This window comes from Streptomyces griseus (assembly GCF_001715295.1).
Classification (GTDB): domain Bacteria; phylum Actinomycetota; class Actinomycetes; order Streptomycetales; family Streptomycetaceae; genus Streptomyces; species Streptomyces griseus_G.
Genome location: NZ_MDKB01000003.1, coordinates 571342 through 584373 on the forward strand (window position 1 = coordinate 571342; position 13032 = coordinate 584373).

Annotated in this window: 10 protein-coding genes and 1 other RNA gene; 4 read left to right on the plus strand and 7 right to left on the minus strand. The window is 72.7% G+C overall.

Going from position 1 to position 13032, the window contains the following annotated elements:
• Positions 1–165: 165 nt before the first annotated feature.
• Entirely contained in the window at positions 166–1443 is a 1278-nt protein-coding gene (locus tag BA175_RS30915; protein ID WP_139131405.1) for a hypothetical protein, read from the minus strand.
• Positions 1444–1643: 200 nt separating this feature from the next.
• Between BA175_RS30915 and BA175_RS18790 the strand changes: the two genes are divergently transcribed.
• Positions 1644–2282 (plus strand): L,D-transpeptidase family protein, encoded by a 639-nt coding sequence (locus tag BA175_RS18790; RefSeq protein ID WP_069172595.1) that lies wholly within the window; start codon positions 1644–1646, stop codon positions 2280–2282.
• A gap of 433 nt (positions 2283–2715) precedes the next feature.
• Here the strand turns inward: BA175_RS18790 and rnpB are convergent.
• Positions 2716–3116: RNase P RNA component class A (gene rnpB / locus BA175_RS18795), an RNA gene on the minus strand.
• 144 nt (positions 3117–3260) lie between these two features.
• On the opposite strand from rnpB, the gene yaaA reads away from it, so the two are divergent.
• The gene (yaaA, locus tag BA175_RS18800) at positions 3261–4061 is read left to right on the plus strand and encodes a peroxide stress protein YaaA (RefSeq protein WP_069172596.1); all 801 of its coding nucleotides are present in this window, start codon (positions 3261–3263) and stop codon (positions 4059–4061) included.
• Positions 4062–4123: 62 nt separating this feature from the next.
• Complete coding sequence (gene eda, locus BA175_RS18805; protein ID WP_069172597.1) at positions 4124–4768, plus strand: bifunctional 4-hydroxy-2-oxoglutarate aldolase/2-dehydro-3-deoxy-phosphogluconate aldolase; 645 nt, start codon at positions 4124–4126, stop codon at positions 4766–4768.
• Between the two features lie 24 nt (positions 4769–4792).
• Here the strand turns inward: eda and BA175_RS18810 are convergent, their stop codons facing one another.
• From BA175_RS18810 to BA175_RS18825, 4 genes are all read right to left on the minus strand, one after another.
• Positions 4793–6043 carry a bifunctional RNase H/acid phosphatase gene (locus BA175_RS18810; RefSeq protein ID WP_069172598.1) on the minus strand — a complete coding sequence of 417 codons (1251 nt, stop codon included), beginning with the start codon at positions 6041–6043 and terminating at the stop codon, positions 4793–4795.
• Positions 6043–6786, minus strand: coding sequence for a zinc ribbon domain-containing protein (locus BA175_RS18815; RefSeq protein ID WP_217493225.1), 744 nt, complete (start codon positions 6784–6786; stop codon positions 6043–6045). The genes BA175_RS18810 and BA175_RS18815 overlap by 1 nt, the downstream gene beginning before the upstream one ends.
• A complete protein-coding gene (locus tag BA175_RS18820) occupies positions 6783–7619 on the minus strand; it encodes a Nif3-like dinuclear metal center hexameric protein (RefSeq protein ID WP_069172600.1) in 837 nt (278 codons plus the stop codon). Before BA175_RS18820 ends, BA175_RS18815 begins: the two co-directional genes overlap by 4 nt.
• Before the next feature lie 84 nt (positions 7620–7703).
• Positions 7704–8744: an ABC transporter substrate-binding protein gene (locus BA175_RS18825; protein ID WP_069172601.1), complete on the minus strand. Its 1041-nt coding sequence runs from the start codon at positions 8742–8744 to the stop codon at positions 7704–7706.
• 874 nt (positions 8745–9618) lie between these two features.
• Between BA175_RS18825 and BA175_RS18830 the strand changes: the two genes are divergently transcribed.
• Positions 9619–10929: a hypothetical protein gene (locus BA175_RS18830; RefSeq protein ID WP_438947353.1), complete on the plus strand. Its 1311-nt coding sequence runs from the start codon at positions 9619–9621 to the stop codon at positions 10927–10929.
• Between the two features lie 509 nt (positions 10930–11438).
• On the opposite strand, the gene BA175_RS18835 is transcribed toward BA175_RS18830, so the two are convergent.
• Entirely contained in the window at positions 11439–12950 is a 1512-nt protein-coding gene (locus tag BA175_RS18835; protein WP_107407595.1) for an MFS transporter, read from the minus strand.
• Positions 12951–13032 lie beyond the last annotated feature (82 nt).

Genomic DNA, 13032 nt, shown 5'->3' on the forward strand with positions numbered 1-13032 from the left:
CCGAAGGGCTGTCCCGCAATTCCCGGTGGATCAGCGTGCGGCGTCGGATACGGGGCATCGCACGGCGGAGGAACGTCCGCATACTCGATGTATATGGACGTTCCGACGGTGCGGCGAGGTGCCGTAGCTGTCGTCGCGCGCCCGCCGGCAATTGCGGGACAGCCCTCAGGCTTGGTCGGCCCACACCGGATTGCCGGCTTCTTGCACGTGCAAGGTTGGCGAGTGCTCCCGATAGGCCCACTGTGTCGCATCACGCGGCACTACCCAGGCTTTGGTCTGGAATGCCTGAGAAGGTGTCAGTGCAGCGGTGCAGGTGTCGAGCGGGCTGATTCGAGTGGCCCCGGCCGGGACTGTGATGGTCTCCGAGGTTCCCCAGGGAGCGGGGCAGGTCTGTTCCACGGCTGCTTGGACGTAGGCGAGTTTCGCCTTCACCGTCATCGGCTTGCCCGAGATGTTGGTGAACTGGACGAGGAAGGCCATCTTCGCCTCGTGGGTGACGATCAAGCACGGCTTCCACATCACCGTGCCCGCGCTGCGCGATTTCCCGCATCGGTAGTTCCCGTCGAGGCCGCCTGGCACAGCGGAGGTGACAGCGTCGGAACCGCCGACCCCTATGGCCTTCGCACGCGGTGACGCCGACGTGTCCGGAACCACGCCAGTCGCGGTCGGCTCCTCGTCGCCGGGCCACGCCCACAGGCCGATGGACGCGGCGGCTGCGGCAGTGAGTGCCCCCACCCCGATCCATCTCTTCCTGGCCGGGCGCCTCGCCCGGTCGGTGATTCCCGCCGTCCCGATCACGCCGGTTTCCGCCCCTGACGAGACTGCTGCGCCATGTGCCCCGAGTGAGACGGCGGTGGTGACGGGTTCGACCGCCGGAAGCCCGGCGGGTTCCGGCTCGACAGGAGCCGTCGATTCCACGTTCACCGGGAGCGCGACGGGGCCTTGAGGGCTTGGTTCATCAGCCTTGCTCGCGACCGCGGAAGGTCCGGCAGGTCCTCCTGAGCGGACCTGCCCGGACGAATGCAGATATCCGCTCTCCCCGACCCGGCGGCGCCAACCGCGTCCATCTGTCTCCTGAAGCCTGTGCCCCAGATCGGCGATCTCCCGGCCGATCATGGGCAACCGCTTAGAATTGTCGGGGGCATGCAATTCCAATGCTCGTGCGACAGCCGCACTGTCCTCCACGCCAGGTAACCGGTTGTGCTTGGTGCCGGGAAGGAGTTGCCTACCGCCGCGGAGCCAGTACGACAGCATCGGCCCGTCGATCGGCGCACGCGACGCCCACTCTGCTGCAGCCCGCTCCTGCTCCAGCGCCCTGATCAATACTTTCCGTGTCGGCCTGTCCTTGGAGATCGGCTCCCTCACACACGCTGCCCATGCGTCCAGTGCCTGCACGAGGCCACGTGCGAGGTTCGCGAACTCATCCCCTGGTTCCTCGGTCATCGGCTCCCTCCCGACGGGACTCTTCGTTGCAGTGCAACGAAGAAACAACAGGTTACGGAGGTGCACGTTGCGCTGCACATAGCCGACTCGCTTGCACTGATGTTCTCCCGATCCGGCTACGGCACAGTCGGTTCCGGCGGTACGGAGCGTCCGGTCGCCGCCCCCGACGCGGGCCGAAGAAAATAGGGAGAGCTGACTCCATGAACAATCTCAAGAGCGTTATCGCGGCGACGGCGGCCACGGCCGTACTGGCCACCGGAGTGGTCACCACGATGGCACCGCCGGCAGCTGGTGCACCCACGGATCAGCACTCCGCCGGTGCGGCGTCCCACGTGGCCCTCGTGTTCGTGAAGAACGCGAAGGACCCGTCCAACTCGACTTTGCAGCTGTGGAACGGAAGGAGTCACATCGCCACGTACCGGGCTGGGTCTGGACTGGGAACGGCCGCCGACTACGACAAGGAAAAGGGCGACTACACGCAGATGGGCAAGAGCTACCGGGACGACTGCACCTCCGATGCCGGGTGGCTTCCCAACGGCAGGTACAAGCCGACCTCCTTCGAGACCGGCCGGAACGGCAAGATCAAGGGCTACGCCATCGGCCTGCCTGACACGAAATGCCGCACCGGCAAGGTCAAGCGCACCGCGCTCTTCATCCACAGCGAGATGACGAAGGGCAGGAAGCAGGGCCCGCGCAACGGAGCTGACAGCCCGCAGCGCTGGGAGGGCGTGCATGACTACAAGTCCAACGGCTGCATCAAGCTCCACCCCACCCACATCGCCAAGCTCTTCAGCTACATGAACAAGCATGGGCGGGCCGTCCTGCTCACCGTGCGCTGACCATCGGTGGCCCCGATACTCGAACAGCCCGCTCCGGCGTCCGCGAGGTACTGCGAGCCCGGAGCGGGCGTGGTTCCGGCGCACGGGGCAGGCACGCGGCCGGCCACGCCATCCGGAGCAGGGCGCTCGTCCGCCGGCTTCGGCAGGTGTTCAGCTACCACGTGTTCTTCCACCGGAACCGGTTCGGACCGCCCACGCGAGGACAGAGCCTGCGGGCCTGGGCAGCCAGGGCGGCACATCCTCCACACGGAGAACGAGGCGTGACGGACTGCGGGCCGTCCTGCCCGGCGCGCCATCGGCCCAGGGACTTCCAGCGTCGCCCGAGGGACTTTCGAGGGACCTTGTGCCGCCCGAAGCGGCCGGCCCAGGAAAACCGGGAAGGGCCTCCGGCGCAGGCCGGAAGCCCTTCTCACGGCGAAGCCGCTGGTGGCGGCAGACGAGTCGGGCTGTACGCCGGGTTCTGTCGCCCGGTCGCCTCGCGGCGGCCGGGGAGACGGCCATCCATCTAGGACCGGCATTGCTGCCGGCCTCGTGCGGTCTACCCGCGAACTCGGGCGGGCCGCCCTCGGACGTTCGCGCAGGACCGCTTGCGGCGGTCCCTCTTGACCTTGCTCCGGGTGGGGTTTACCTAGCCGCCTGAGTCGCCTCAGGCGCTGGTGGTCTCTTACACCACCGTTTCACCCTTACCCGGGACCGAGGTCCCGGGCGGTCTGCTTTCTGTGGCACTGTCCCGCGGGTCACCCCGGGTGGCCGTTAGCCACCACCCTGCCCTGTGGAGCCCGGACGTTCCTCGGGAGGATCCGGGGATCCCCACGCGGCCGTCCGCCCGGCTCGTCTGCCGTGCGGACCATGGTACCCGCCGGACCGGGCGTCCCGGACGGCTGCCGGACGTCGGCGGCCCGACCAGGCGGCCGCCGTACCCTTGCCCCGGGGCCTCCTGCACGCGGGGCCCCGTGCCGCGTGTGAAGGAGAACCCCCGTGCTCGTGCTGTTGCCGCCCTCCGAAGGAAAGGCCGCACCGGGGCGCGGAGCCCCCCTGAAGCTCGAGTCCCTGTCCCTGCCGGGCCTCGCCGGGGCCCGTGCCACCGTCCTGGACGAGCTGGTCGAGCTGTGCCTGGCCGACGGGGAGAAGGCCCGCGAGGTGCTCGGCCTGAGCGACGGGCTGCGGGGCGAGATCGCGAAGAACGCGGAGCTGCGCACGGCCGCGACCCGGCCGGCCGGGGAGATCTACACGGGGGTGCTGTACGACGCCCTCGGCCTCGCCACGCTGGACGCGGCGGCCCGGCGCCGGGCGGGGAAGTCGCTGCTGGTCTTCTCCGGGCTGTGGGGCGCCGTCCGGGTGGGCGACCGGATCCCCTCCTACCGCTGTTCGATGGGCGTGAAGCTCCCCGGACTGGGCGCCCTCGGCGCGTACTGGCGGGGCCCGATGGCCGCCGTCATGCCGGAGGCGGCCGGGGACGGGCTCGTCCTGGATCTGCGGTCGTCCGCGTACACCGGGGCGTGGAAGCCGGTGGGCGAGGTGGCGGAGCGTACGGCGAGCGTGCGGGTGCTGCAGTCACAGGTGGTGGACGGCGTCGAGAAACGGTCGGTGGTCAGCCACTTCAACAAGGCGACCAAGGGGCGGATGGTCCGCGATCTGCTGACGTCCGGGGCGCGGCCGAAGGGGCCGGCGGAGCTGGTGGAGGTGTTGCGCGGTCTCGGTTACGTGGTGGAGGCGCGGGCTCCGGAGCGGGCCGGGCGGGCGTGGGCCCTCGACGTGGTGGTCACCGAGATCCACTGACTCATTGCAGCATGCGCAACGCTCGTTGCGTACTGTGCCGTTCACGCGGCAGGATGTCCCGCATGACCTCCTCCGCGCCCGCCGCCGTGTCCGCTTCCGTGCTGGACCTCGCTCCCGTCGTCCCCGTCGTGGTCCTGGAGGACGCGGCCGACGCGGTACCCCTGGCCCGCGCACTCGTCGCGGGCGGGCTGCCCGCGATCGAGGTGACGCTGCGCACCGCCGCCGCGCTCGACGCGATCCGGGCGATCGCCGCCGAGGTGCCGGACGCCGTCGTGGGCGCCGGCACGGTGATATCCGTACGGAACGTGCGCGAGACGGTCGGGGCCGGGGCGCGCTTCCTGGTGAGCCCGGGCTGGACGGACACCCTGCTGGACGCGATGAAGGCGGCCGGCGTGCCGTTCCTGCCGGGGGTCTCGACGACGTCGGAGGTCGTCGCGCTGCTGGAGCGCGGCGTCACGGAGATGAAGTTCTTCCCGGCCGAGGCGGCGGGCGGCACGGCCTATCTCAAGGCCCTGTCCGCACCGCTCCCGCAGGCCCGGTTCTGCCCGACGGGCGGCATCTCGTCCGCCTCCGCGTCCTCGTACCTCGCCCTGCCGAACGTCGGTTGCGTGGGCGGGAGCTGGATGGTTCCGGCCGACGCGTTGGCGGCGAAGGACTGGCCCCGGGTGGAGCGCCTGGCCGCCGAGGCGTCGGCCCTGCGCGGCTGACGCCTCGGCGGCCGGCCCGTCACCTCACCGCAGGTGCGAGGTGTCGTTGAGGAGCCTGAGGGAGGCGTTGCCGTCCGCGTAGTACGCGACCGTCGAGACGGAGGCGGGCAGCAACTCCATGCGGAAGAGCGACTCCGGCGGGGCGCCCAGCGCCAGCCTGACCAGGGTCTTGATCGGGGTTACGTGCGTGACCAGCAGCACCGTGCGCCCGGTGTAGCGGGAGATCAGCCGGTCGCGGGCGGCCGACACCCGCTCGGCCACCTCGGCGAAGCTCTCGCCGCCGCCCGTGGGAGCCGCGTCGGCGGACGCGAGCCAGGCGGTCAGATCAGGGCCGTAGCGCTCGCGCACCTCGGCGAAGGTGAGGCCCTCCCACGCTCCGAAGTCCGTCTCGCGCAGGCCCTCCTCGACACGGACCTCCAGGCCGAGGGAGTCCGCCACGACCGCGGCCGTCTCGCGGCAACGGCGCAGCGGGGAACTGACGATCTCCTGGACCGTGCCCTGTGCGGCGAAGGCCTCCGCCGCACAGGAGGCCTGGTGGCGGCCGGTGGACGAGAGCTCGGGGTCACCGCCGCCGCTGCCGGAGAACCGCTTCTCGGGGGTGAGGGCCGTCTCACCGTGCCGGAGCAGGAGGAAGGTGGCGGGCGCGCCCAGGTCGGGTGCGCTCGCCCAGCCCACCTGCGGGGTGACCACCGGGGGGCGGGCCGCCCCCGGCCGCGCCGCCGCCATCGCGGCCCGGACCTTCGCGGCACCCGCGACGGCGTCCCCGGGCGGACCCGAGGGCGGCTCGGGGTGCGCCGGCGTACGCGGTCTCTCCAGGCCGGCCGCCGAGGAGGCCGGGTCCCACCGCTCACCCCGCCTGCCCGCGTCCATCGCCTCGTTGGCCAGCCGGTCGGCGTGCTTGTTGCTCTCGCGCGGGATCCACTCGTACGTGACGGCGGAGGCGGGCAGGATGCGCGCGGCCTCCGCCGCGAGCGGCTTCATGTCGGGGTGCTTGATCTTCCAGCGACCCGACATCTGTTCGACCACCAGCTTGGAGTCCATCCGGACACGGACCTGGACGGGCGTGTCCGGGAAGAGTTCCTTCACCGCCTCGAGACCGGCGATCAGGCCCTTGTACTCGGCGACGTTGTTCGACGCGAAGCCGATGTACTCGGCGGTCTCGGCGAGGGTCACGGCCTCGGCCGGGTCGATGACGACCGCGCCGTAGCCGGCGGGTCCCGGGTTGCCCCGGGAGCCACCGTCGGCCTCGACGACCAGCTGGCGCGGAGCCGTCATTACAGGCCCGACTCCGCGGTGCGGACGAGGATGCGGTGGCAGTTCTCGCAGCGCAGGACGGTGTCGGGGGACGCGGCCTTCACGTCGTTGACCTCCGTGATGTTCAGTTCCAGGCGGCAGCCCTCGCAGCGCCGCTGGTAGAGCCGGGCGGCGCCGACGCCACCCTGCTGGGCGCGCAGCTTGTCGTACAGCTTGAGCAGATCGGCGGGGACGGCACCGGCGACGACCTCACGGTCCTTGGCGACGGTGGCGGCCTCGGCGTCCAGCTCCGCGGTCGCCGCGTCCCGGCGTGCGGTCGCGTCGTCGACCTTGGCCTGGACGGCGCTGACGCGCTCGGTCAGTTCGGCGACACGCTCCTGCGCGGACTCCCGGCGCTCCATGATCTCGAGGACCACGTCCTCCAGGTCGCCCTGGCGCTTGGCGAGCGAGGTGATCTCGCGCTGCAGGCTCTCCAGGTCCTTCGGGGAGGAGACGGCGCCGGAGTCGAGCCGCTGCTGGTCGCGCACGGCGCGCTGGCGCACCTGGTCGACGTCCTGCTCCGCCTTGGTCTGCTCGCGGGTCGTGTCGCTCTCCTCGGTCTGGGAGGCGACCAGCAGGTCGCGCAGCTGGGCGAGGTCGCTGCTGAGCGCGTCGATCTCGGCGTGCTCGGGCAGGGACGTGCGCTTGTGGGAGAGCTGCGACAGACGTACGTCGAGGGCCTGGACTTCGAGGAGTCGGATCTGGTCGGCGGGCGCGGCGTTCAGTTGGGGGCTCCAGAAGAGTGGTGGGTGGTCCAGGGGTCGGTGACCTGCTTCGAGACGTGGACCCGCAGGTCCCATCCGTGGCGGTCGGAAATCGCGTCGAGTTCCGCGGCGGCCTGCTCGCACCAGGGCCATTCGGTGGCCCAGTGCGCGGCGTCGACCAGGCCGAGCGCCGAGTGCTGGACGGCCTCGGAGGCCGGGTGGTGGCGCAGGTCCGCGGTGAGGAAGGCGTCGACGCCCGCGGCGCGTACGGCGTCGAAGAGGCTGTCGCCGGAGCCGCCGCTCACCGCCACACGCCGTACGACGGCGTCCGGGTCACCCGCGAGGCGGATGCCCTGCGCGGTGGCGGGCAGCCGGGCGGCGGCGCGGGCGGCGAACGCGCGGAGGGTCTCGGGGTGGTCGAGCTCGCAGATCCTGCCCAGTCCGCGCCGGCCCTCGGGGTCGCCGGGGTCCGGCACGAGCGGGCCGGTGACCCGCAGGTCCAGCGCGGCGGCGAGGGCGTCGGAGACCCCGGGGTCGGCGGTGTCGGCGTTGGTGTGCGCGACGTGCAGGGCGATGCCGTGCCGGATGAGGTCGTGCACGACCCGGCCCTTGAAGGTGGTCGCCGCGACCGTCGTCGTACCGCGCAGGTAGAGGGGGTGGTGGGTGACGATCAGCTGGGCGCCGAGCGTGCGGGCCTCGTCGGCGATCTGCCGGACGGGGTCGACGGCGAAGAGGACCCGGTCGATCTCCGCCTCGGGGTCGCCGCAGACCGTGCCGACCGCGTCCCAGCCTTCGGCCCGCTCGGGAGGCCAGAGGGCGTCGAGCTCGGCGATGACTTCAGACAGACGGGGCACGGGGGAAAGGCTACCTGTCCGCCGTGCCCCGCCGCCCCCGCCGGCCGGAGCCCGTACGGGCGGGCTCCGGTCGGACACGAACCGTTACTTCACGAGGTCGGCGCGGAGGTCGTCCAGCACCAGGTCGGCCGAGGTGACCCCGAGGCCGAGGTACCAGGTCTCGTCCGGGACGTCCTTGGCCCGGCCGGCCTTGACCGCGTCGAGGTTCTTCCACAGGGGGTTCGCCCGGGCGGTGTCGCGCTGGGTGGCCTTCGCGTCCCCGTAGACGCCCGTGAAGATCCAGTCGGCGTCGGCCTGGTCGATGTTCTCCGGGCTGATCTCCGTGGCGAGGTCGTCGATCTGCTGGTTCTCGGGCCGGGGCAGACCGACGTCCTCCAGGATGGTGCCGATGAAGGAGGCCTTCGCGTACAGGCGGATCCGGTCGGGGAGGTAGCGGACCATGGAGATGGTCGGCTTGTCCGGGCCGATGTCCTCGCCGAGCTTCCTGGCCTTCGCCTCGTAGGCGGTGAGTTCGGCCTTGGCCTTCGCGGTCCTGTCGAGCGCTGCCGCGTTCAGGAGGTAGTTCTCCTTCCAGGTGAAGCCCGGGCGGATGGAGAAGACGGTCGGCGCGATCTTGGAGAGTTCGTCGTACTTGTCGGCGGCGCGCAGCTGGCTGCCCAGGATCAGGTCGGGCTTCAGGCCCGCGATCGCCTCCAGGTTCAGGCTGTTGATCGTGCCCACGCTCTTCGGCTCGCCCGCGTCCTTCTCCAGGTACGACGGGATGGCCGCGTCCCCCTCGGACGGCGCGTAACCCACGGGCTTCACTCCGAGCGAGACCACGTTGTCGAACTCACCGACGTCCAGGACGACGACGCGCTCGGGCGCGGCCTTGATCTCGGTGCTGCCCATGGCGTGGGTGACCGTGCGGGGGAACTCGCCGGCCGCCGCGTCCGTGCCGTACCCGGCGGTCTTCTTCGCGGCGTCGCCGAAGTCCTTGCCGCCCGTGGCGACGGCCGCCTTCCTGTCGCCGCCGGCGTCGGCCGAGGTGGAGCCCCCCGACGTGTCGTCACCACCGCAGGCCGACAGGGAAAGAGCGGCAGCCACCGCCAGGCCGACTGCGGCGGTACCGCGGCGTCGAAGGGACATCATTCGCTCCAGTTCGGGACTCTCGCAGGAAATTCTTAGGGAAGGCTAACCTTTCACACGTGTCACCGTCAGCACAGGCACCCCCTCCTCTTCAGGCAAACCGGGACACCGCCACCCGTATGTGTGAAGTGCGATGTCTCGCGTTGTCCGGCAGGAAGTGCGAAAACTAGCTTCGGTGGCCGGAGGTGACCGCACCATGACTGTCTGTACTGCCGAGAACGGGACCACGGGGGCCGCGAAGGCCGCCCCGACGGTGGACCTCGCGCCCGGGCCCGCGGAACCGGAGGCACCCGCCGGGCCCGGCGAACCCCTCGCCCACCGGGGGTCGGACCTGTCCGACGGAGGCCGGTCCCACGGGACCGCCGGGGTGCGCGGCAGGGCGCGCGGAGGCGGCTGGTCCCGCGCGGCGACGATGCCCGCCGGGGCGGCCGCCTACATCGGGACGGCAGGATCGCAGCCCGTCGGCGGCGGCGCGGGGATCGCCACGGCAGACGCTGCGGCCACGGCGGCGGACGTCGGCGGGGCCGTCGGTGCCGGTGCCGGTACCGGTGCAACAGGGTTGTTCGGTAAGGCCTTCGCGGCCCGGGGAGCCGTCGGGGCACCAGGAGCCGCGGCGACCTCCGGAGCTGTCGGAACCCCAGGAGCCGTGGTAACCCCCGGGGCCGTCAGGACCCCAGCAGCCGCGGTAACCCCCGGAGCCGTCAGCGCCCGTGCAACCGCGGCAACTCCCGGAGCCCTCAGGACCCCGGCAACCGTGGCGTTCCCCGCAGCCGTCGGCGTCCCAGGAGCCGTGGCAACTCCTGGAGCCATCGAGGCCGGCGCGTCCTGCGTGCTCGGGGGTGAACATCCGGAGCACGGCCCGCTCGGCAGGCCGGTGGCCTTCGCGCCGGCCGGCCCTCCGCCCCGGACGGCCGAGCAGAGCCCGCCGGGAGAGGCCACGCCCAGGCCCACACCCCGGGACGCGGACGCCCCGCAGGCCGGGCCCACACCCCGGGAAGCGTCCGCGCCCCAGGCCCGGTCCGCACCCGGGGCGGCCGGAGCCGGCGCGCACGCCCGGCCCGTCCCGCCCCCGCGGCTCGTCCCGCCGGCCCTCACCCTCGCCGCCGACCACTCCTACGCCGCCCGGCTCACGACGGCAGCCGGGAACGGTGCCGCCGGGGAGAGCGGCGATCCGGCCTGGTTCACCGAGCGGTGGAGCCTCGACGGCCCCGAGCCCTACGCCGTACCCCTCCCCCTCGACCAGCCGGAGGAGGCCGACTCCGACGTGCTGCCCCTCGCCGACGGACGGGTCCTGATCCGGCGGCGGGTGGCCGACCGTCACGCGTTCTCGCTCCTCTACCCGACCGGGCCGGGAACGGGCGAACTCTCCCTCGGCTCCCTCGCGTGCGAAGCACCGGTCCTCCTCCCTCCGTCCCCCGACGGCATGAGCGCCTACGCCCTGCTCCCGGGTCGGCGCTCCACCGCGGTCTGGCTCGTGACCGGCGCCGACGGACCCGAACACGTCGCCGACGTAGCGGGCCTCTGCTCGGGTGGCTCATGGCTGGACCGGGAGGGCCGGCTGCTCGCCCTGGACCGGCGGCTGCCGGGCGGCGGTCCGGTGAAGGCCGTCGCCGTGGACCTGGGCCGGGGCGGCGTGGTGACACCGCTGCTGCAGATCGCGCCGGAGAGCAACGACCGGCTGCTGCTGGCCGACCCGGACAGCGGACTGCTGCTGATCCGCTCGGACGCGCCGGGACACGACCGCCTCGGCTGGGGGGTGCTCGGCAGCTGTCTGCCGGTGCGCTTCCCCGAGTGCCTGCACCCCCCGGACGTGACCGTGACGCCGTTCGCCGTACAGCCGGGCCGGATGCTGATGCCCGAGAGCTGCGCGGTGGCGCTGCGGATGGACGGGCCGGCGGGCAGCTGGATCGGGCTCTGGCGCCCGCAGGGGCGCCGGCTCCACCTGTGCGCCGCGCCGGAAGGATGGCTGACCGGGACGGGGTTCTGGACGCGGGAAGGGGTGCTCCACCTGCCGTACGCGCAGGAGGGTGTGCCGTGCGCCGTGGCCCGGGTCGAGGCACCGGGGGAAGAGACGTGCCGGCCGGCCGCGCACGGTACGGGACGTCCACCGGCGGGCTCTCCCCCCGTGTGCAGGCCGGTCCCGCTCGGCCAGGCGCCGCTGACCGGCCGCACGGCGACTGGATAAACTCCGGGCCGGGCTACGCGGCCGTTCCGTGCGGTACCGACGGTGACCGCGTCGGGTGGCGGTGGCGGGCCCGGTGCACCCATGTAGGCGATTTCAACGGGGAGAATGTCCACATGTCTGAGGTCCGAACCGACACGACCCGGACGCGCCCGCCGACAGCGGACGCGGAACGGGCCGACGCCGGCGGCTCCGGAAAACACCGAGGGGGCGCGTCGGCGGAGAACACCGCCGCGCAGCCGCACGGACGCCATCGGCGTCCCTCCCAGGGGAGCGGCAGCGCGGCGGCCTAGAACCTCGCCGCTCGCACACGAGGGCCGTCACAGCCTGCTGTGACGGCCCTCCTCGTCGTCCGGACGACGTCATCGGTCACCGGGGACGGCCGTCAGGGGCCCCGCTGCCGGGGCCGCCCCCTCGTCCCGGCCGTGGCGTCCTTCGCCGGGCCGCAGTCGCGGACGACGCCGCCGCGCGCACCGTCGAGGCGGCCGGGTACGGCACTCCGGGACCGCCGGTCAGCGGGAGGGGTCCTTCGACGGGTGGGCCGGCACGGCGTCCGTGCGCTCCGATTCCTCCGCGCTTCCGCTCAGGTGCGCCCCCGCCCGGCGCTCAGTTCGTCCCGGCAGCCACACGAGCATCAGCACCACTCCTGCCAGCAGCACCCCGGTGGCCGTGCGGAAGGCCGCCGCGTAGCCGGCCGTGATGTCCGCCGCCGCGGTGGAGCCCCCCGTGCGTGCCGCGGCGACCGTGGAGAGCACCGCGAGACCCAGCGCGCCCCCCATCGTGCGGGAGGTGTTGACGAGCCCGGAGACGAGGCCGGCGTCACCGGGTGCGGCGCCGGAGGTGGCGAGCGTGGCCAGCGGGGTGGAGGCCAGTCCGGCTCCCGCCATCATCAGGACGCCGGGGAGGCAGACGGCGGTGAGGTACGAGCCGTGCTCGCCCATCGTGGACTGCCAGCCGAAGCCGGCGGCGGTGACCAGGAAGCCGGTCACGGCCAGGGCCTTGGCGCCGGTCCGTGCCATGACGCGGGGTGCGGCCTTGGAGGCGACGACGACGGCGGCCGAACTCGGCATGAGGGCGAGGCCGGCCTCCAACGGCGTGTATCCCAGCACGTTCTGGGAGTACACGGTCATGAAGTACCACATGCAGAAGGTCGCCGAACCCATCATCAGCATCGACACGTTGGCCGCCGAGACGGCCCGCACCCCGAGAACGCGCAGCGGCATCAGCGGGGCCGCCGTGCGCGCCTCGACGAGGACGAAGACACCGAGCAGCGCGAGTCCGCCGAGCAGCGGCCCGAGGGTGGCGGCGGCCCCCCAGCCGGCGGCCTCGGTCTGCACGATGCCGTACGCGACCGAGGCGAGGCCCGCCGTGACGAGGACCGCGCCCGGCAGGTCGACGCGGCGGCGGTCGCCCGCCCGGCCCTCGGCCAGCCACAGTGCGGCACCGGCCAGGACGAGGGCGCCGACCGGCACGTTGATGAGCAGGACCCAGCGCCAGGAGAGGGCGCCGGTGAGGACGCCGCCGATCAGCCCGCCCGCGGCCCCGCCGCCCGCCCCGACGGCCATCCAGGTGCCGATCGCTCTCGATCGGGCCGCGCCCTCGGGGACGGCGGCCGTGAGGAGCGTGAGGGTCGCCGGGGAGAGGACGGCGGCGCCCAGCCCCTGCGCGGCACGGGCGGCCAGCAGGTGCCAGCCCTCCTGGGCGAGTCCGCCGGCCAGCGAGGCGGCGGTGAAGAGGCCGAGGCCGGTCAGGAACATCCGCTTGCGGCCGTAGATGTCGGCGGCCCGCCCGCCGAGCAGCATGAAGCCGGCGAAGGCGATCGAGTAGGCGTTGACGACCCACTGCAGCCCCGGGGCGCTCAGTGCGAGATCGCTCCGCATGGAGGGCAGCGCCACATTGACGACGGACACATCGAGGACGACCAGGAACTGGCCGGTGCAGGCCGCCACCACCACGGCCCAGGTGCGGGCTCTCGATCGGGCGGGCAGCCGTGTGGGCGTGGAGACGTCAACCATGGGTGCCATCCTCCCAGGCGACCCGTGCCCGGTACATCGGTTTGCGGACGGTAGGGGACCGGGACCGGCGACGTAGGACTCCCTGCCGCGG